This window comes from Oceanobacillus indicireducens (assembly GCF_014647195.1).
Lineage (GTDB): Bacteria > Bacillota > Bacilli > Bacillales > Amphibacillaceae > Oceanobacillus > Oceanobacillus indicireducens.
Map to the genome: position 1 here is coordinate 7,201 of NZ_BMOS01000029.1, position 19,638 is coordinate 26,838.

The window sequence follows — 19,638 nt, forward strand, 5'->3', positions numbered from 1 at the left end:
TATATCTAATAAAGAGTGATCTAAATTGGGCTTTTCTTGGGAGCAGTCCAGACACCTCGAGACTCCTGCAGGAGGATAGGCATAGGTGAGACCCCCCGCAGTACGCAAAGCGTACGAGGAGGCTCACCAGCCGCCTGCGGAATGCGAGAGGTGTCTGGACTGCGGACCTCCAGAAGTAAGTTGCAAACACTTACGCTGTATGAAAGTATTCCGCAGTTTCACTTGATTTTAAAGTTATCCAGCTGTTTAGGTTGCGAAAATGGAGTGGGGATTATAATAATATATTTAGTAGAATAAATCTGCTATGATGAAGGGAAGGAAGGTGAATCCATGTCTTTAAATGAGCAATATCTTTTATATACCTTTGCAAATGATCTTGTGAAAAATCATAGATTTAACTTATTATATTTAAATGAGAAGACAAATGAAGTCTGGTTAGAGAAAAATGAAAACCGTACTTCAATCGTTGTGCGCCTCATACATAAAGGATTTGATTGGAAAAACCATTTAAAACAGGATATCTCATTTTTATTTCAACGGGTTCGAAACGTAAAACAATTATTAGGCAAGAATATAGAGGTATATAACCTTTATTTTACAAAGCATCAGCCTGTAGATACATGGGAAATACTGAAACAGCCATTGACCGCTGAAGGAAAACCGAAAGTAAGCATGAGAGTTTATTATTTGGATCAAGAAGAATATGTTCACGAAGCGGAACGGTTTGAACAAGATTTGCTGCCACACCAACCTATTTCCTATAACCTTGAATTACCAGATGAGAGAAAAGAAGAAGTTGTGGAAGAAACTAAATATGACTTTGTATCTTCATTAAAGAATAAACGGAAAGAAGTCGAAAATATTTTTAGCTTCGGAAGACCACTCTTTTCTTATGCATTTATCATTATTAATTTGCTTTGCTTTTTTTATATTGAATGGAAAGGGGATAGCACTTCGATTGAAACGCTTATCGAATTCGGTGCAAAGTATAATCCTGCGATGATAATCGATGGGGAGTGGTGGCGTTTGTTTAGCTCCATGTTTATCCACATTGGATTTATTCATCTCGCCTTAAACATGCTCGCCGTCTACTATTTAGGTACTGCAATTGAGAAAATCTTTGGAAGCAGCCGTTTTGTTCTCATTTATTTTATAGCCGGTTTAGGTGGTTCAATCGCGAGTTTCGCCTTTACGACAAGCGTTAGTGCCGGCGCTTCGGGGGCGATATTTGGTTTGTTCGGTGCGTTTCTTTATTTTGGTATTATACATAAACGATTATTCTTCCAAACAATTGGGTCAAGCATACTGCTTGTATTAGCTATAAATTTAGTGATTGGTTTATCCATTGATGAAATCGACATGGCGGCTCATGTTGGTGGACTAATCGCCGGATTCCTTGCTGCAGCAATTGTTGGCATGCCTAAGAATAAGCGGCCATTATTCCAAATCGGTACTGCAATCATTACCGCTGGTTTACTGTTTGGGGTTACATATTATGGCGTCCATGCAAATGAAAATAGCCAATCATTTCAATTATTACAGATCCAAGAGCATTTAGCTGATCATGATTATGAAAAGGTTGTTAATGTAGCAACGGACGCATTAGAGTTAAATGGGGATATGGAAAGCGCCCTTTTATTCCAACGCTCCTACGCTTACATCAAGCTTGGACGGTATGAAGAAGCATTGATTGATTTAGAAGAGAGTGTCACCTATGATAATCCTTTGCCAGAAGCATATCACAACTTGGCGATTTTATATGATCTCGAGGGAGATACTGAAAAATCTAAAGAAGCAATCGAACGAGCTTACCAAATGGACCCAACCAATGAAGATGTCATCGATCTATATGAAGAAATAATCGGAAACTCACCGACAAAGTAACGACTAGGTCCGATCTAAGGCGATAAATTTATTTGGTTGTCTCATCATGTTATATTGCTTTAGTAAGGAAGTAACTCATTTTTTCTCGGAACAGCCTCGTATTACCGAATGCCCCTGTGGGAAGAGAGGCTCATCAGCTGCCCACAATAAGTGCAGGTGTAAGGGGGCTGGTGAGCCGAGTAAAAAAGATTAATATTTTAACCTCTCGTAACAATAACATTAAACTACATCTCCCAGCCTATTTTCTTTTTTGGCAGTAAGACCCATTCTTACTGCCTTGTTTTCTAATAAAACTTCGCTATAATTTTCTTTACATTGATTCCTTTGGTATAATAGAGAGTGGTGAAATTTATTGAACTCTGTATATGACGTCCGAATGCTTTTAAAGCGATTCGGCACATTCGTTTATTCACGAGATCGTATCGGCGATCTTATATTAATGGAAAGTGAACTTGAAGAACTTTATAAATTGGGTTTTATTTCACAACAACTATACATTAGTGGGAAACTTGTTCTACAAAAAGAAAGAAATGCATTAGAAGAGGCAGAAAGAGGGCAAAGTCATGAATAAATATATGATTGGCATTGATATCGGCGGCACTTCCATTAAGTTTGGCTTATTCACGGCTGAAGGGGAACTCCTGCACAAGTGGAATATCCCAACAAGAACTGAAGACAATGGTTTTTTCATATTGCCGGATACCTGGGCATCTATAAAAGAAATTCTAGAAAAGAAGGATATAACAACGGATGAGATTCTCGGTATCGGAGCAGGAATTCCAGGCTTTATCAGTAGTGAAGAAGGTATTGTCCACTATGGAACGAATATAGGATGGAGAAATAAGCAGTTCACGAAAGAACTGAGTGATTTATCCGGCTTACCTGTATTTATCGAAAATGATGCAAACATGGCTGTGTTAGGTGAAAATTGGCAAGGTGCAGGGAATGAAGGAAAGCATGTTATTGCCGTTACGCTCGGAACTGGAGTTGGCGGTGGCATCATAGCTAACGGTTCAATCCTAAATGGAATAAGTGGCATGGCCGGAGAACTTGGACATATATTAATTGAAGAGAACGGAGCACCTTGCAATTGCGGAAAGAGTGGTTGTTTAGAAACAATCGCTTCAGCTACCGGCATAGTAAGGCTCGCAAAGGATTTAAGCATAAAACAGCCGGAATCAGAACTTGCTAAAATGTATAATGAAAAAAAGGATCTTACAGCAAAAGATGTTTTTCAATTGGCTGAGAAAGCCGATAAAGCTGCAATGGAAATAGTCAGTACGGTTGCAGCAACATTAGGGCGAACATTTGCGGATTTAGGTGTCATACTGAATCCGGAGAAAATCTTGATTGGTGGTGGGGTCTCTCAAGCTGGGGAACCATTTATCAATCAAATTCGTGATCATTTTGAAGCCTATGCTTTACCACGGGTAAAAGCTAACTGTGAAATCAAGCAAGCTGTACTTGGCAATGATGCGGGTATCATCGGAGCAGCTTTCTGTGTTAAGCAGAATGTGGAAAAAAGTTTACTCTAGATTTTTTTCTGCTTATCTAGTAAAATAAGATGTCAGAAAAACTATGAAGCAAATGTAAAAAAATGAAACCTTTATTAGTTGGTTTACGTCTAATAGTATAAGTGGGTTGTAAAAAACAGTTTACAAATTGCTCAAAGAGGGAATAGTGGAGTTTAACGCGTCTGTTCTCTTTATATTTGGGAGGATTTAGAATGAGGAAAAAACAAGCAAGAATACCGTTATATATTATTGCGTCCTTGCTATTCGGTCTTAAAACATATATTGTTTACCGTTTTATGTTTAATATTGAACTAGATAATAGAATGCAAGAGCTCATCTTATTTATTAATCCGTTTGTCTCGGCATTTCTAATTTTTGCAGTGTCCGTTTGGTTTAACAAACCATCAAGACAAATGAAATACTTGCGTTATACAGCATTTATTTTCAGCTTTATCGTATTTGCTAACTTAGTATTCTATCGTCAATTTACGGACTTTATTACACTTCCGCAATTATTTATGGGAAGCAACATGACGGATTTGGGTTCAAGTATTCTTACGTTGATTAAACCATATGACATTCTGTTATTTACAGATGCCGCAATTATTTGGTATTTGAGTAAAAAGAAAGAATCAACTTTATCTGTTCAGTATTTGAAGCGAGGAAAAGCTTTTGCGCTTTCCATGTCTCTATTGTTGCTTGCGGGTAACTTTTTCTTAGCTGAAATGGAAAGACCGCAATTATTTACCCGTGCATTTGACAGGGAGTATTTAGTGAAGAATATCGGATTATTTAATTACCATGTCTATGACCTTGTTATACATTCGAAAACAGAGTCGCAACGTGTGTTCGCAGATGGAAATGAAATCCCGGAAATTAAAGATTATATTGAAGAAAATGTAAAAGTGACCGAGAAATCGGATATGTTCGGGGTTGCTGAAGGTAAAAATGTTATATTCATCAATGCGGAATCGGTCCAAGGCTTTGTTGTAGGAAAAGAAGTGAATGGGCAAGAAATTACACCATTCCTCAATAAGCTTGTTGAAGATGAGGATACGTATTACTTCGATAACTTCTTTGAACAAACGGGTCAAGGGAAGACATCGGATTCAGAATTCCTAGTTGAAAATTCATTATATCCACTTTCAAGAGGGGCTGTATTTTTCACTCATGGAGGTAATGAATACCATGCTCTACCTGAAATACTGAAGGAAGAGGATTACTTTTCAGCAGTGCTTCATGCGAATAATAAGAGTTTCTGGAACCGTGATGGGATGTACAGAAGCTTGAACCTTGATCATTTTTATAGTGATGAAGCTTATGAAATAACCGATGAAAATTCAGTTGGCTGGGGACTCAAGGATAAACCGTACTTTGAACAATCAATTAAGTATTTACAAGCAATGGAACAACCATTCTATACGAAATTCATTACACTGACTAACCACTTCCCATTTGAATTGGATGAAGAAGACAAATCAATCGAACCATATGATTCCAATTCGAATACGTTAAATAATTACTTCCCGACCGTACGTTATGCGGATGAAGCGATGGAAGAATTCTTCGATCACCTAAAACAGGCAGGTCTTTATGAAGATTCTATCATCATTATTATGGGAGACCATATTGGAATCAGTGCTAACCATAATCGTGCTATGAGCATGTTCTTGGATAAGGAAGAAATTACACCATATGACCAGGTCCAGTTACTAAAAGTACCATTATTCATTCACATACCAGGTCATGGCAAAGGGGAAACAATCTCTACAGTTTCCGGTCAAATTGACTTAAAGCCGACAATTCTAAGCCTTCTTGGGATTGAACATAAAAACGATATTTACTTCGGTAATGATTTATTTGCAAAGAACCGAAAAGGCTATATCGCTTTGAGAAACGGTGATTTTGTGAGTGATGATTATCTTTCAACGGCAGGTATGTGCTATGATGTTCATACTGGTGAACTAGCTGATGTGGAGGAAGAAGCTACATCAGAGGAAGAAGCTACTACAGGAACGAGCAGTCCTTGTGATGAAATTGCTGAAAAAGTAGAATTGGAATTAAGCTATTCCGATAACATTATATATGGAGATCTATTCCGTTTTGTAGATTTCGCAGAAGAAAAACAGGTAGAGAAGTAATATTCTCTACCTGTTTTTTCGTATGTGCCGGGCAGGGGATATAACTTGGCGGGGAACGTCCACTACAGGCTTGGCAGCAGGAATTGCTAGCGGAAGGAAAGGGCGTCCGAAGTGATAATGACAGAATGTTGCTAGCTAATACTCGCAAAGGATATTGGCGAGCTTTAATGAAGATACTATCCATCATGCCATACTAAATGAAAAGCTCATAAAATGGGGACTTAAAGATTTGTCCACACTCTATGAGCCTCGATATTTAAAAGGTTGAACCCGCCGTATACGGAACCGTACGGACGGCGTGTAAGAGATTGACTAACCGACTAATGGTTAGTCACCTACTCGATTATATTAGATTATAGTTACTTAGAGGTTAGCTAGCTCTGAAATGATCGTAGCAATAGAAAAGAATCCAAAAGTTGCTGCTGTTAATACAGAAAAAATCAATGCAAAATAGTTTTTAATTTTTAATTGACGAATTACTGAAACAACGGCAAGTAAAGCAACTAACAAAAATAAGATACCTAATATAATGTGACTCATGAAAAATTCACCCTCCTTATGTCTATTCTCCCTTAGAATAAAATACTAGCACTAAGGATCCCTTTATATTATTATGTAGATACTCTATAATCATTCTAATGCATATTAATATTTTTGTCGAGGCATAACCTAAAGGAATGCATCGGTAACTAAAGGGGACGAGAACAATGGAAATAAAAACGATGCCGGTCGGTATGATTGGAACTAACTGTTACATCTTATCTAAGGATCAACATGCGCTTATCGTGGATCCAGGTGGTGATGCGGAGAAAATCATTCAATATATAGAGGGAAATGGACTGACACCCTTAGGAATCTTATTAACACATGCTCACTTTGACCACATTGGTGGCTTGGAAGCAGTGAGAAATAAGTTTCAGGTGAATGTGTATATTCATCAGGCGGAACAGAGTTGGTTAACAGATCCGATGCTTAATGGGTCCCATAAGCTAATGGGCGGGGAAATCACTGCAACAGAGGCTGAAATAACGCTGGAAGAAGGTGAACTTACGATCGGGGAGTTTCACTTTACAGTTGCCCATACACCGGGGCATTCGCCAGGAAGTATGAGTTTTATCTTTACAGACTCGAAGCAAGTATTCAGTGGAGATGCCCTTTTCAATCAAGGGATAGGTAGAACGGATTTACCCGGAGGAGACTTGCCGACACTTGAACACTCTATCACAAGGAAACTATATCAATTAGATGATGAGTATAGGGTATATCCTGGACATGGCCCGAGTACAACCATTGGTTTCGAAAAAGTAAACAATCCGTTTTTCCGTGGATGATGCAATAGAAAAAACCATGCAAATACCCCTTGCATGGTTTTTTCGCGTTAACCGCCGAACCCCGGTACAAGTATAAATTCAGAATACCATGTATAACCTACCATGAATACTGTTAAATAAGCTCCGAATAAATACATATACATCCGTTCTGATAATTTTAAGTAGCCTAATGTAAGGAAAAATACTGTTTGAATCAAGGATAGTACGGATGGAACCATCATGTCCCCAACGTAGAACATAACGGTAAAGATCCCTGTCCAAAAGCCCAGCATACGAAACACACGATCCATGTCTCTTTCCCCCTCCTTCTAGTTAACCTATCATAATTATTATAAACGAGGAAGCAAATATTGTAAACGATTGACATTAAACGATCGAAAGTTTTGCGATATAAGCGCAATTACTGCAATTGTCGGTAAACATATTTTTTTCTTCAACCAATTCAATTGAGGTAAACAATGCTTCAAACATTCCTTTTAAAAATATTTGATGCATCTCGCATACCAGATGGTGGTTATTTTTCGCTATCTCTTTAAATGGACAATTATTCACAGAGAAACTAATGGATTTCATTTCTTCGTTGTACTTGAAAGAAGGGTACATGCCGAGCATGCGGCCTGTTCGTTCAAGCACGGTAATTTTTTCATAAATATTCGCATCATCCTCAAGATATTTGATATCCTGATGCATTACTTCTGCTCCATATTTTTTTCCCGTTTCGTAAAGTGCTTTTTTCCCTGGCTCTCCAAGTTCCATCAAAGCTTCAAGAGCGATGGATGAAAGGATTTTATAATCCCGCGCAGGGAAGTTCAATTCGACAACTTCATTCGATAACTGATAGCGTCTACCAGGACGGCCGCCTTTACCTGTTTTTTGCAAAAAAGAGGTAACAAGATTAATTTCTTCAAGTTTTGATAAATGGAGTCTCGCCACATTCGGGTGAATCTCGAAAACCCGGGAAATATCTGTGACACTCACGTCTTTATGGTTTTCCACTAAATGCTGATAAATATTAAATCTCGTAGGGTCGCTCATCACATTGGTAACTTTTAACAGGTCTTTCATTGTCTTCACCCCATCATTATCAATCGATTATCATGGTGCATCCTTCATATAACTTTTACCTTTGAAAAGAAAGAAAAATTAAATCTAGTGAGTCGAATGATAACAGACGATAATACTCTGATTCACTCACATAATATTCACCGGGAAAATAGAAAAAACCCAATGAATAAAGTTCTTTTATACCTTAATTATATTTGAAAAATCGTGAGAAAGGGTGAGTATTGAAGCTTTGTTGAAAAGTGTACATAATTATTGCTGAAATATATCGTTATGGATAAGGTGATTGATTGAAAAAGCGTAGTCCTGGTTAAACGGTTGAATGTTGAATTGTAACTTTCGATAAGTCTCGGTAAAGTGGGAAATGGTAATTTCTACATGACCGTTCGGAAAATCATAGGTGACTGCTTGTAGTATCTCCTTATATTCCATTTGTTCTTCCACATACTTCAAACGGGCCATTTGAAATAAACTTTCAACTTGAATATGTTCTACTTGTGTATCTGTTATATACACTTCATTTCTGTAAGAGAAAATACTGCCGGTAACAATAAGGAAGAGGATGGCGATGATAAATAATACATGAAGCAAAATAAATCCACTAGACCCCATTATAAAACGTGAAAGTCTTTTCATATGTTGCACCTTCTTCAGTGGTGATGGTTAACTTTATCCCAAATGGTTCCTCCTTAAATCTAAGAGACTCCACCCCACGCAAGTAAATTTCATGGCCTCTACCATCAACTTGTCTTCTTATTAGTGAATCATATTTACTGATTGTGACCGTTTCATCGTTTTCTTGAAGTAAATACAGTGCCTGATCGCGGATATAGTAATCATGAGACTTCAGGATATCATCTCGGATAAAACGGAAAAGTTCGTATACCGCCAACTCTTCATAATTATTAGTTGTCTTGACCGTTTGCAAAGCATAGGCTAAGAACGGTAATGTGAGAAAGATAATCGTTACCATTGTCATTAAGGAAATAAAATTAAACCCTTGCTCATTCTTTACGTAATGCGAATAGACAGATGGTTTCTTCGGACTCTTTTGCATTCTGCCAAGATACACATCCTTTCATATAGATATCCTCCTTATTAAATTCAAAATGAAATAATGTATCATTTCTTGTTGTTTCAAGAACAGCGGGGAGCGGGGGAGGCTTCCCCCAAATATATTGCTGCAATTCCGTTTGTAATTGGTTTGCTGCCCATCTTTTGTCACGAAGTGTATCGTAGGCCAGTTGAATATCCGCATAAATCGGTATAAATAGAATGAGGGCTTGAAAAAATATACTTGACGCGATCAGAACTTCAATCATCGAGTACCCGTTTTTCTTTTTCAATATAAAACCTCCCTTTACCGAGTGGGAATACGATAAATAACTTTTCACTAGGTGTATACATAACGAGCGTACGGGGCTGGAGTACGGTTCCCGATTGCACAAATCGGAGTAACCGTGTTTGATTACTGGCGACCAACGTCCAGTCCGCTGGGTAGTCCCGTTCTGCAAAAGGTTTATTTACTCCAGATAAGATACTGTAATGATTATCATAGAATCGGATGTACATCTCATCTCTCGTATGCTTGCTCGATTGATTTTGTATGAAAAGCACATCTTGCTTTAATGTCTCAATAAATTGTTCCTCCTGCTGTTTTCCGAGCAATTCAGACTGAACAGGAACGGTGAGTAGGAAAAGAATTGAAAGTATGCTTAGCGTAACGAGCATTTCGATAAGCGTGAAACCATTTTTCTTCATCGTTACGAGTCATCGTTTACTTTTCCATTACGGATAGTGATTGGAGTGTCCCCGCAACTTGTTTGATTGTCTTTTAAATAGCCTGCTGAAACGAGAGTTTGTATATTATTCACCTTCTCTTTGTTATCCAAATAATATGCTTCTGCTTGGGTTTGTACAATCTCCTTTAGTGCTTCGCAACCTTTATCATTCACACTTTCCGACTGATTTGCCAAGTTAGGGATAATCAGTAATAATAAGACGGAGATAACAAGCATAACAATCAGCATTTCAATTAGGGTAAACGCGCGTTCGTTGTTGAACAAAATAAATCGCTCCTTTTAAAATGAATTAATCAGTTGAAACATGGGCCACATAATACTTAAATAGATAAAAATTATAAATACCCCGAGCACTGTATAAAATACGGGTTGAATATACGTAATAACCCGAATCGTCACCCGCTCTATCTCTTCAAGCAGCATATCACTGTATAACGTCAGATCCTTCTCTAATACGGGAACGGTTGTATTCTTCTGGAAAATAACAGCTAATTGTTTTTCAATTAAGGGCAATTCTTCAAGCAAGCTGCTGATATGGTATCCGCGTTCTAGGTTATTCGTTAGTAATATTGCATAGTAAGAAAGGATAGGAAGTCTGTTTTGGTTTGCAAGTTCGGCAAGTATTTCCTTTAAAGTGAGTCCTGCTTTAAGCAAAGAGCTGAAATGTGTGGCGAGCTGGAGGCTTGTTTGCAGACGTAAGTAGTAGCGATAGCCTGGAATGCGCTGAACTACTTTCAATTGTTCTTCCATTGCCATTCTTGGCTGCACGTGCCGCCAGATAATTACAAACAAGATACCGACCACTACGATGGAAATAGCGGAAAACTGAATAAAGTCCATCAGCCATTTTAGAATGTTGATTGTTGTTTGCGTTTCGGGAGATGAAGTAAATAAGGTTTGAAATGCGGGTAGTACACGGTGATTAATAAAAAACAAAACAACAGAGAATATAAGCAGTAAAAATAGAGGGTAACGAATAATCTGCTTAAATTTGCGGACGTTTTGAAATTGATGCTCGACCAATTCCAAGCATTTTCTTATTGCCTCGTTCAAATCAGAATTCGCATGGACAAAATAAAGAAAGGAGCTGATAGCAGGGTGGAAGCCAGCGCTCTCGAAAATATTATCAAGCCGTGCACCTTCTTTTAATTTTACTAAAAAGTATTGTGAAATAGGTGCCAGGTCCTTATCCCAAGCTGTCGCTTCGAGTGCATCTTGTAAGGAATAACCATTTGTTAAAAAACGTTCTACACGTTTCAAAAATCTGATTTGAATTGTTTCAGGTAATTTTCGTTGTTTCTTGACGAAAAGCTTCAGGGGAGAAGCCATAAGCATATGCTTTCCTCCTTAAATGATCAAAAGAATTAGTGCCATGTTGTCCAATATCAAGACGTGTTTGGATTGCGTCATTTAACTTGTCGCCTTCAAGCAATTCTAATATCGCTGCCCGGCGAACAGTGCCTTTATGCTGAATTGGAATTAATTGAATAGATGCAACAGCTATTAGCGATTGAAGCAGGTCTTGTTGTTTAATGCCCATATCAAGCAGTCGGTAAATTGTTCCAACAGCATTTCGTGCATGGAGTGTACTAAGAACAAGGTGACCTGTCAGGGATGACTGTAATGCAAAATGTGCAGTTGATTCATCTCGTAACTCTCCAACCATCAATAAATCCGGGTCATGCCGTAATGCAGCCTTCAATCCTGCTTGATACGTAATCCCTGCTTGTTCATTGATTTGCACTTGAATGACATCATCCATTTGTCTTTCAACAGGATCCTCAAGGGTCACAGCTTGAAAGGAATGTTCTTTCATTAGAAAATGGATTAAGGCATAAAGCGTTGTCGACTTTCCGCTACCAGCTGGTCCGGTAATTAAAAATAAGCCTGAACGTGCGCTCGCTAATTCTTTAAGTTTATTCAATTGGTAAGGGAATAGAAATAATTCATCGAGTGGAAGGGAATCTTCTTGTGGTAAAATCCTAATCGCCAAACTTTCCGAATCGAGGAGCGGTAAGGTTGACAATCTTAATGTATGTTTACCGAGGTTCGGGAAAATATTGGCAATACTGCCGTCTTGGGGCTTTTTTGATTCTCCTATATCCATACCTGCCGTGAATTTAAAAAAGGTGAGTAAAAGCTCATATTGATTCGTTGGGATCGTACGAAAAAGTTTTCGTTTGCCTTGGATACGGAAATGGATGTTCGTTTCTTTTTGTGAGGGCAAGAAATGAAGGTCTGTAGCATGTTGCTTGATTGCTTGTTGCATTATCTGTTTAACCAAAGGTAATGCCGGGTTCAACTAGTCGTCACCTCCTTTAAATTATATGATTCGACATGTAATAAGATATTCCTGCTTTATTTTTTGTTTTTTTGTATAAATATAATTTAGTCGTAAAAGCTATTAAAAAATAGGAGGAGGTACAAAATGTCGACTAATAATTATTTGAAGTTTATAACAGAGGAAATAGTTAAATACATGAACAGCCCGCGGGAGGAGCGGAAGGAAAGGAGGAAAACCGACAAGCAAGAAGAATCCGTTGTGTTGAATCGCTGGTTCGGAATCCTTCCTTTCTCATTTAAATTGTTTATAAAAGGTAGGCGGGCTTAAACTTCGGGAAATTGTTGGAGCAGGTAGATTAATCCTCCGCTTGTTACGTCAATTGCTATCTCTGGAGTATACCGATTATGAATTTCTTCCAATTCCTTCTTAACAATATCATTCTCCAAATCGTCTTTATAAAATTGTTTTAAGAGGGCGATTTCTTCATTCCGTGTTTCAATCGCTTCATTGATCCACTCTTTCGGCTGGTTTTCAACATAATGTTGGATGATTTTTTCAATCCGTTTATAACCACTTGCGAGCGTAATGATTGGCGAGATCGTATAACAAAAATTAGATATTTGCTGTTTCAAATTGAGTTTATTTAATTCATCCATCATATTTACAATAACTTTTCCGGTGACAAGTTGAATTCCTAATGAAATAATCTCTTCCTTCTTTTGTCTGCCTCGATAACTTACTTTAAAGTTCGCGAGTAACCATGGGTAAAGAGGTGTATTTTTATCGGTATTCACTTCTTGGAAGAGCAATGTATACTTTTCGTGATGTGTGACATGGTTGAATATCTGTTGCAGCCTGGGACTGCCTATATCAATCCATTCCCCTTGTTGATCTCGTTTTTCCGGGTTCGTAATGAGTGTGAGCGTCATTGGTACTCCTTTTTGCCCAAGGTTTTGCATATAATGCCAATAGAATGGACGATTCATTAATACTTTATCCAATTCCTCTGTTAACTCTACTTGTAAGACACCATTTTCTTTATTCAAAAGCTTACATTGATATGCACTGAAAAAGTCGATCATAAATTGTTCGATGTTTACGATTGCCATTTTATTCACCTACACTTTTTTCATTCATGTCATCAGCCAATTTATGGACGATGGATGCTAAGTTCTCAAGTTTAATCTCTGCTTCTCCTAATGAGTCGGACTCTCTGTAAATGGTTTCTATTTCCTGTTCCATATCTTGAATATTCAAATCAGAGAGAATTGCATCAAGCTCGCCGATCACGTTTTCAAATAGTCTTATCTTCTCATATAGTACATTTAAAATATGTTCCTCAATCGTTTGCTTAACAGCAAGATTGTATACCTTCACATCATTTTCCTGACCAAACCGATGGATTCGACCAATCCGTTGTTCAATTTTCATTGGATTCCATGGTAAATCATAGTTAATCATATGGTGGCAAAACTGCAGGTTGATCCCCTCGGCTCCTGCTTCGGTAGCAATTAATACTTGTGCTTTTCCTTTAAAAAGCTGTAGCATCCAATCTTTCTTACTACGGTTAAAGCCGCCCCGAAATGGTACAGAACTAATCCCGTGCTGCTGCAGAATCCACTGTAAATACAATTGGGTTGCGCGGTATTCCGTGAAGATAATTACTTTTTCATTGCCAATTTGTTCAATTAATTCAACTGTTTTTAATGCTTTTGAATGGGCTGGCAATTCATTGATTTTTTGAATGATGGAATGGATTTCTTCATCTGGGGTGTTTGCTTCTTGTAATTTCTTAAGTGACAGAAAACAAGCCTCTCTAGAAGAACAGATCTCTCGCAGTAATGTAATCTTTGTAAATATATCTTGCCCCCGTTGCATATTATTTAACTGTTGATAGACTTCTGTTTCTTCCTTTGTAAAATCAACGAGAATGGTTTCGATAATCCGGTTCGATGGTTTTAAATTTGTATTTTCCCTCGTATTGCGAATCATGACCCGTTCAATAAGTTGTTTCAGATAGGCGTCAGCTTCTTGTTTTCCCTTATTTCCGGAATATTTCTCTTTAAACGAGGCAACATCTCCAAGATGACCCGGTTTTAAAATCGAAATAAGGTTGAATATCTCCATTAAATCATTTTGAATTGGCGTAGCAGTCAACAGCAGGCAATACTTCTTTTTAATCTGCCGTACAAATTGATAATTTTTCGTCTGATGGTTTTTAAGTTTATGCGCCTCATCAATTAAAACGAAGTCATACTCATTTGCTAGAATCACTTCTTGGTGTGGAGTTCGTTTAGCAGTATCAAGGGAAGAAACTAGAATAGTATTGCCTCCCCAGTTATGATGTTTCCGGTGACTGACAGCAGGTATATAGAATTTCGTATTCAATTCATTCACCCATTGGTTCACAAGGGAAGCAGGAACAAGGATTAATGCATTTTTAACGAGACCCCGCAGCATATATTCTTTTAAAATCAACCCTGCTTCAATAGTTTTTCCTAAACCAACCTCATCAGCAAGTATAACCCTGCCATTCATTTTTTCGATTGCTTCTAGAGCTGTTTCCAGCTGATGGTCAAGAAAAGACATATGCGGTAAAAAATCCAAACTTCTTAACCCGTGAAAAGAAGGGACGATCCTTGCCTGTTCTGCCTGATAGCCGAGCGAAAACAACTGAAAGGAACTAAACGGGCCATCACTGTCAAGCCGTTCCTCTAATTCTTTTATAAAAGTCTGATTACGATTCAAATGTACCAAATCCATATGTTACACCCCGAGTATCTAAATAAAATTTGGATTTCACTATACCTTTTTTAAATATTATGGTATATTCAATGCAAAGGTAGAGGATTTCTTATGATAGACTTAGTTTTACCATTATAAAAAAATATATGCTGTGGATGAAGATAAGGGGAGAGCTTACATGATCTTAATGTAACGCCGAAGGAGCAAGCTTAAGACGAATCTCTCAGGCAAAAAGACTCTTATCGGACACAACTCTGGAGAGCGTTTACATCTTGTAAACCACCCAAGAAGCAAGTAGGAACGGAAGGGAAACCTGGCATGTTCTTGCGCAACTTTCTGGTAGAAGGACAGAGATTTCTTACACATAAGGAAATCTCTGTCTTTTTATATTGTTAATGTCAGAATATAAAATCTTTTATTGACTTCAGAGGGAGTGATGGAGATGGAACCATTAAAACGTACGTCGATTTTTTCGGAGTATGAAAAGTATGGGGCGAAAACGATTGATTTTGGAGGTTGGGATTTACCTGTACAGTTTTCGGGGATTAAAGAAGAACATAACGCAACTAGAACAAGCGCAGGCCTATTTGATGTGTCCCATATGGGAGAAATTATTGTAAAAGGAAGTAAGGCGGTAGCATTTCTTCAAACGATGACGACGAATGACATAAGTAAGCTGGAACCGAAGAAAGCACAATACACATTTCTTTGTAACGAGAATGGTGGAGTAGTTGATGATTTACTCATCTACATGCTAGGAGAGGACCATTACATGCTCGTCGTTAACGCTGCTAATACTGAAAAAGACTTAAAGTGGTTAAAGAAACATAATAATTATGCATCAAATGAAGTTGCGATTGTTGATGAATCGGAACGATATAGTCTTCTAGCCATTCAGGGACCGAAAGCAGAAGCTATTTTACAAGAACTTACCGACACAAACCTAGCTGCAATTAAAGCCTTTCGATTTGAAATGCATGTTGCAATTCATGGGATTGAACAAGGGACGATAGTCTCCCGTTCAGGTTATACGGGTGAAGATGGTTTTGAAATTTATGTTGCGCCTGAAGAGGCAGGAAAGCTTTGGAATCTTATCTTAGAGACTGGGAAAGAAGCAGGAATTGTACCAGCTGGTCTCGGGGCTCGAGATACACTGCGCTTTGAGGCAAATTTGCCGTTATATGGGCAGGAACTTTCCGAAACAATTACGCCTATTGAAGCAGGTTTGACTTTTGCGGTTAAAGTTGCTAAAGAAGCTAATTTCATTGGGAAGGATGTCTTAAAAGAACAGGTTGAAAATGGACCGAAAAGAAAAATTGTCGGTCTGGAAATGATAGACAAAGGGATCCCGAGAACCGATTATGAAGTTCTATCTGAAGACGGAGAAAAAGTAATCGGACATATCACGACAGGAACACAATCACCGACTTTAAAGAAAAATATTGGCCATGCATTACTCGACACGGATTATACAGAAATTGGAACAGAACTGTTGATTCAAGTAAGGAAACGGCAACTGAAAGCGAAAGTAGTACCTACACCATTTTATAAAAGAGATAATTAGGAGGGATTGGAGATGGGATTTCGCTATTTACCAATGACGGAATCAGATAAATTAGAAATGCTTGATGTAATCGGTATTGATTCAACAGATGAACTGTTTTCGGACATTCCAGAGGAAATTCGTTTCAAAGGGGAACTAAACGTAAAACCTGCTAAAAATGAATATGAACTAATGAAAGAATTAACTGCCATGTCCAATAAAAATGTAAATCTAAAGGATTATACGTCTTATTTGGGAGCAGGAGTCTATGATCATTATATACCTTCTGTTGTAGACCATGTCATCAGTCGTTCCGAGTTTTATACTGCATATACACCATACCAGCCGGAGATATCCCAAGGGGAACTGCAAGCGATTTTTGAGTTTCAGACAATGATTGCTGAATTAACCGGCCAACCGATTGCCAATTCCTCTATGTATGATGGTGCGACAGCGCTAGGTGAAGCAGTTAATTTAACTGCCGCTCATACAAAAAGAAAAAAAGTACTCGTTTCAAACGCAATTCATCCCGAATCACGGGGAGTAGTGAAGACATATGCTACCGGCCAACATGTGGAAGTTGTTGAGATAGATCATAAAGATGGTTTAACGGATCTAGAAGCACTTGAAAGAGAACTCGATGATGATGTAGCTGGTGTCGTCATCCAATATCCGAACTTCTTTGGTCAAGTAGAGCCTTTAGCAAAGGTACGTGAATTGCTCAATTCCAATAAAAAAGCAATGATGGTCGTTTCTAGTAATCCACTTGCGCTCGGATACTTGACACCACCTGGTGAATTCGGAGCAGATATCGTCGTCGGGGATACGCAAGTGTTTGGCATACCAGCCCAGTTTGGCGGCCCGCATTGTGGATATTTTGCAACGACGAAAAAGTTAATGCGAAAAATTCCAGGACGTCTTGTCGGACAGACAACAGACGAAGATGGTGTCCGTGGATTTGTACTTACACTTCAGGCAAGGGAGCAGCATATCCGAAGGGATAAAGCAACGTCAAATATTTGCTCGAACCAAGCACTGAATGCGCTAGCTAGTTCGGTTGCAATGAGTTCAATTGGAAAGCATGGTTTGAAGAAAATGGCAAAACTAAATATGAAAAAAGCTCGCTATGCCAAGCAACAATTCGCTGAGATAGGAATTCCTGTCTTATTTGATCAACCATTCTTTAACGAGTTTGTCATCCAGCTGAACAAAACGGTAAGCGAAGTGAACGAGGCATTACTTACCAAAGGGATTGTCGGTGGATATGATTTGGGACGAGATTACCCAGAATTAGAAAATTGTATGTTGGTTGCCGTAACGGAAATCCGTTCCAAAGAAGAGATTGATCAATTGATTAAGGAAGTGAGGGATATCAATGGCTAAGAATGAATTTCCATTAATCTTTGAACGCAGTAAAAAGGAGCGAACAAGTTATAGCTTACCTGATCTTGATGTACCAGATATCGATTTGGATGCGGAATTTGAAACGCCGTATGTTCGGAAGACTGCTCCGGAATTACCTGAAGTAAGTGAACTCGAAATTATGCGGCATTATACAGGATTATCGAATCGGAACTATGGAGTGGATTCCGGGTTTTATCCGCTTGGTTCATGTACCATGAAATATAACCCGAAAATTAATGAAGATGTAGCGCGGCTCCCGGGATTTACCCATATCCACCCATATCAAGATCCGAAAACCGTACAAGGTGCACTTGAAATGATGTATGATTTGCAAACCTCACTTAAAGAAATTACTGGAATGCATGAAGTATCTTTACAATCGGCAGCTGGAGCACAGGGCGAATGGGCCGCGTTAATGATGATTCGTGCTTTCCATGAGGCGAACGGGGAGCATCACCGGACAAAGGTCATCGTTCCGGATTCCGCTCACGGGACAAATCCAGCATCTGCTGCAGTGGCAGGCTTTGATGCTATAACAGTGAAATCCAATGAAGACGGTCTTGTTGATATTGAAGATTTAAAGCGGGTTGTAGATGAAAATACAGCTGCTTTAATGCTTACGAATCCGAACACACTTGGTCTCTTTGAAAAAGAAATTATGGAGATGGCCGAGATTGTTCATGGTGTCGGTGGGAAGCTTTACTATGATGGTGCAAACCTAAACGCAATTATGGGTTATACAAGACCAGGAGATATGGGCTTTGATGCTGTTCATTTGAATCTCCATAAAACATTTACAGGCCCTCATGGTGGCGGTGGACCAGGTTCAGGACCAATTGGGGTATCAGAAGAGCTTGCACCATTTTTACCTAAGCCATTAATTGTGAAAGAGAATGATGAATATAAATTAGAACATGACCGTCCGCAGTCCATCGGCCGTATTAAGGCATATTATGGAAACTTTGGAATCAATTTGCGTGCCTATACTTATATTCGTACAATGGGTGCAGAAGGATTAAAGAAAGTTAGTGAATACGCGGTTTTAAATGCGAACTACATGATGCGCAGATTAGAGCAGATATATGATTTACCTTATAAGCAACATTGTATGCATGAGTTTGTTCTATCTGGGAAAAAACAGAAAAAACTCGGTGTCCGTACACTCGATATTGCAAAGCGTCTGCTAGACTTCAACTATCATCCGCCAACAATCTATTTCCCGTTAATTGTTGAGGAAGGGATGATGATTGAACCGACGGAAACAGAGTCTAAAGAGACGCTGGATGGTTTCATCGATGCTATGATAAACATTGCAAAAGAAGCAGAAGAAGATCCTGAAATCGTTCAAGAAGCACCACATCACACAATTGTAAAGCGAATGGACGAAACGACCGCAGCAAGAAAACCAATTCTTCGTTACACACGTGAAGACAATTCATAATGGATAGGGAAAATAAAAAAGCCGACAGACTATGAGTAAAAAAGTCTGTCGGCTTCTCTCTTACCTATTTTGCTTTTATTTTTCCAGTCCAGTTTTTGAATCCGCCTTTTAATTGGTAGAGTTCTTTATAACCTTGTTTGTGTAGAATTTGGGCAGCGCGACCTGAACGGCTGCTTTTTTGACAATATAAATAAACTGGCTTGTCCTTTCTGATTTCTACTAGACGCTGTTTCAGTTGTGTTACTGGGATATTCCGTGCCCCGAGGATATGACCAGCATCATATTCTTGTGGCTCACGTACATCAATTAATTGGGCTTTTCGGTAGCCCTCAATCCACTGATCCTGATTGAGTACATTCAAAATCATTTTCTGTCTGTAATACCGGAATATCGAAAAAACAAGCAATGCAACTAAAACAATTAATAAAACTGACATATTTTTTCCCCCGTCTTTCTCATATCTCAACTCATATTATAAAATACTTTT

Annotated in this window: 22 protein-coding genes and 1 riboswitch; of the genes, 9 read left to right on the top strand and 13 right to left on the bottom strand. The window is 38.5% G+C overall.

Annotation, left to right across the window (positions count from 1 at the left end; translation table 11 throughout):
* Positions 1-330: 330 nt before the first annotated feature.
* From IEX94_RS15450 to IEX94_RS15465, 4 genes are all read left to right on the top strand, one after another.
* On the top strand, positions 331-1,884 hold the full coding sequence (locus tag IEX94_RS15450) for a rhomboid family intramembrane serine protease (protein WP_156856788.1): 1,554 nt from the start codon (positions 331-333) through the stop codon (positions 1,882-1,884).
* A 352-nt stretch (positions 1,885-2,236) separates the two neighbouring features.
* Positions 2,237-2,455, top strand: a complete 219-nt coding sequence (locus tag IEX94_RS15455; protein WP_156856787.1) for a YqgQ family protein — start codon at positions 2,237-2,239, stop codon at positions 2,453-2,455.
* Entirely contained in the window at positions 2,448-3,419 is a 972-nt protein-coding gene (locus IEX94_RS15460; RefSeq protein ID WP_156856786.1) for an ROK family glucokinase, read from the top strand. Before IEX94_RS15455 ends, IEX94_RS15460 begins: the two co-directional genes overlap by 8 nt.
* A 191-nt stretch (positions 3,420-3,610) precedes the next feature.
* The gene (locus IEX94_RS15465) at positions 3,611-5,539 is read left to right on the top strand and encodes an LTA synthase family protein (protein WP_188858699.1); all 1,929 of its coding nucleotides are present in this window, start codon (positions 3,611-3,613) and stop codon (positions 5,537-5,539) included.
* 363 nt (positions 5,540-5,902) lie between these two features.
* Here IEX94_RS15465 and IEX94_RS15470 read toward each other — a convergent pair whose 3' ends face one another.
* Positions 5,903-6,079: a DUF2759 family protein gene (locus tag IEX94_RS15470; protein ID WP_156856840.1), complete on the bottom strand. Its 177-nt coding sequence runs from the start codon at positions 6,077-6,079 to the stop codon at positions 5,903-5,905.
* 167 nt (positions 6,080-6,246) lie between these two features.
* Here IEX94_RS15470 and IEX94_RS15475 point away from each other — a divergent pair, with 167 nt between their 5' ends.
* Entirely contained in the window at positions 6,247-6,870 is a 624-nt protein-coding gene (locus tag IEX94_RS15475) for an MBL fold metallo-hydrolase (RefSeq protein ID WP_188858701.1), read from the top strand.
* 47 nt (positions 6,871-6,917) lie between these two features.
* Here IEX94_RS15475 and IEX94_RS15480 read toward each other — a convergent pair whose 3' ends face one another.
* From IEX94_RS15480 to comGA, 9 genes are all read right to left on the bottom strand, one after another.
* Positions 6,918-7,160 (bottom strand): DUF2626 domain-containing protein, encoded by a 243-nt coding sequence (locus IEX94_RS15480; protein ID WP_188858703.1) that lies wholly within the window; start codon positions 7,158-7,160, stop codon positions 6,918-6,920.
* Positions 7,161-7,236: 76 nt separating this feature from the next.
* Positions 7,237-7,935 (bottom strand): helix-turn-helix transcriptional regulator, encoded by a 699-nt coding sequence (locus IEX94_RS15485; RefSeq protein WP_188858705.1) that lies wholly within the window; start codon positions 7,933-7,935, stop codon positions 7,237-7,239.
* Between the two features lie 249 nt (positions 7,936-8,184).
* Positions 8,185-8,568 (bottom strand): hypothetical protein, encoded by a 384-nt coding sequence (locus IEX94_RS15490; RefSeq protein WP_194461815.1) that lies wholly within the window; start codon positions 8,566-8,568, stop codon positions 8,185-8,187.
* Positions 8,534-8,989, bottom strand: coding sequence for a competence type IV pilus minor pilin ComGF (locus IEX94_RS15495; RefSeq protein ID WP_188858709.1), 456 nt, complete (start codon positions 8,987-8,989; stop codon positions 8,534-8,536). The genes IEX94_RS15490 and IEX94_RS15495 overlap by 35 nt, the downstream gene beginning before the upstream one ends.
* On the bottom strand, positions 8,937-9,278 hold the full coding sequence (locus IEX94_RS15500; RefSeq protein WP_188858711.1) for a type II secretion system protein: 342 nt from the start codon (positions 9,276-9,278) through the stop codon (positions 8,937-8,939). Before IEX94_RS15500 ends, IEX94_RS15495 begins: the two co-directional genes overlap by 53 nt.
* The gene (comGD, locus tag IEX94_RS15505) at positions 9,247-9,693 is read right to left on the bottom strand and encodes a competence type IV pilus minor pilin ComGD (protein ID WP_156856780.1); all 447 of its coding nucleotides are present in this window, start codon (positions 9,691-9,693) and stop codon (positions 9,247-9,249) included. The genes IEX94_RS15500 and comGD overlap by 32 nt, the downstream gene beginning before the upstream one ends.
* A gap of 2 nt (positions 9,694-9,695) precedes the next feature.
* Positions 9,696-9,998, bottom strand: coding sequence for a competence type IV pilus major pilin ComGC (gene comGC, locus IEX94_RS15510; protein ID WP_255454386.1), 303 nt, complete (start codon positions 9,996-9,998; stop codon positions 9,696-9,698).
* A gap of 15 nt (positions 9,999-10,013) precedes the next feature.
* Entirely contained in the window at positions 10,014-11,069 is a 1,056-nt protein-coding gene (locus IEX94_RS15515) for a type II secretion system F family protein (RefSeq protein WP_156856779.1), read from the bottom strand.
* Entirely contained in the window at positions 11,014-12,036 is a 1,023-nt protein-coding gene (gene comGA, locus IEX94_RS15520) for a competence type IV pilus ATPase ComGA (protein ID WP_229782745.1), read from the bottom strand. Before comGA ends, IEX94_RS15515 begins: the two co-directional genes overlap by 56 nt.
* A 126-nt stretch (positions 12,037-12,162) precedes the next feature.
* On the opposite strand from comGA, the gene IEX94_RS15525 reads away from it, so the two are divergent.
* On the top strand, positions 12,163-12,345 hold the full coding sequence (locus tag IEX94_RS15525; RefSeq protein ID WP_156856778.1) for a YqzE family protein: 183 nt from the start codon (positions 12,163-12,165) through the stop codon (positions 12,343-12,345).
* Here IEX94_RS15525 and IEX94_RS15530 read toward each other — a convergent pair.
* Entirely contained in the window at positions 12,342-13,127 is a 786-nt protein-coding gene (locus tag IEX94_RS15530) for a YqhG family protein (protein ID WP_156856777.1), read from the bottom strand. The genes IEX94_RS15525 and IEX94_RS15530 overlap by 4 nt on opposite strands.
* 1 nt (position 13,128) lies before the next feature.
* Positions 13,129-14,781 carry a DEAD/DEAH box helicase gene (locus IEX94_RS15535; protein WP_188858713.1) on the bottom strand — a complete coding sequence of 551 codons (1,653 nt, stop codon included), beginning with the start codon at positions 14,779-14,781 and terminating at the stop codon, positions 13,129-13,131.
* A 137-nt stretch (positions 14,782-14,918) separates the two neighbouring features.
* A riboswitch (glycine riboswitch) is annotated at positions 14,919-15,012 on the top strand.
* Between the two features lie 193 nt (positions 15,013-15,205).
* Here IEX94_RS15535 and gcvT point away from each other — a divergent pair.
* From gcvT to gcvPB, 3 genes are read left to right on the top strand one after another with little or no spacing between them, the layout of a single operon-like run.
* Positions 15,206-16,327: a glycine cleavage system aminomethyltransferase GcvT gene (gcvT, locus tag IEX94_RS15540; RefSeq protein ID WP_188858715.1), complete on the top strand. Its 1,122-nt coding sequence runs from the start codon at positions 15,206-15,208 to the stop codon at positions 16,325-16,327.
* Between the two features lie 12 nt (positions 16,328-16,339).
* Entirely contained in the window at positions 16,340-17,689 is a 1,350-nt protein-coding gene (gene gcvPA, locus IEX94_RS15545; protein ID WP_188858717.1) for an aminomethyl-transferring glycine dehydrogenase subunit GcvPA, read from the top strand.
* Positions 17,682-19,151: an aminomethyl-transferring glycine dehydrogenase subunit GcvPB gene (gene gcvPB, locus IEX94_RS15550; RefSeq protein WP_188858719.1), complete on the top strand. Its 1,470-nt coding sequence runs from the start codon at positions 17,682-17,684 to the stop codon at positions 19,149-19,151. Before gcvPA ends, gcvPB begins: the two co-directional genes overlap by 8 nt.
* Positions 19,152-19,215: 64 nt before the next feature.
* Here the strand turns inward: gcvPB and IEX94_RS15555 are convergent, their stop codons facing one another.
* Positions 19,216-19,587 (bottom strand): rhodanese-like domain-containing protein, encoded by a 372-nt coding sequence (locus IEX94_RS15555; RefSeq protein ID WP_156856772.1) that lies wholly within the window; start codon positions 19,585-19,587, stop codon positions 19,216-19,218.
* Positions 19,588-19,638: the final 51 nt, after the last annotated feature.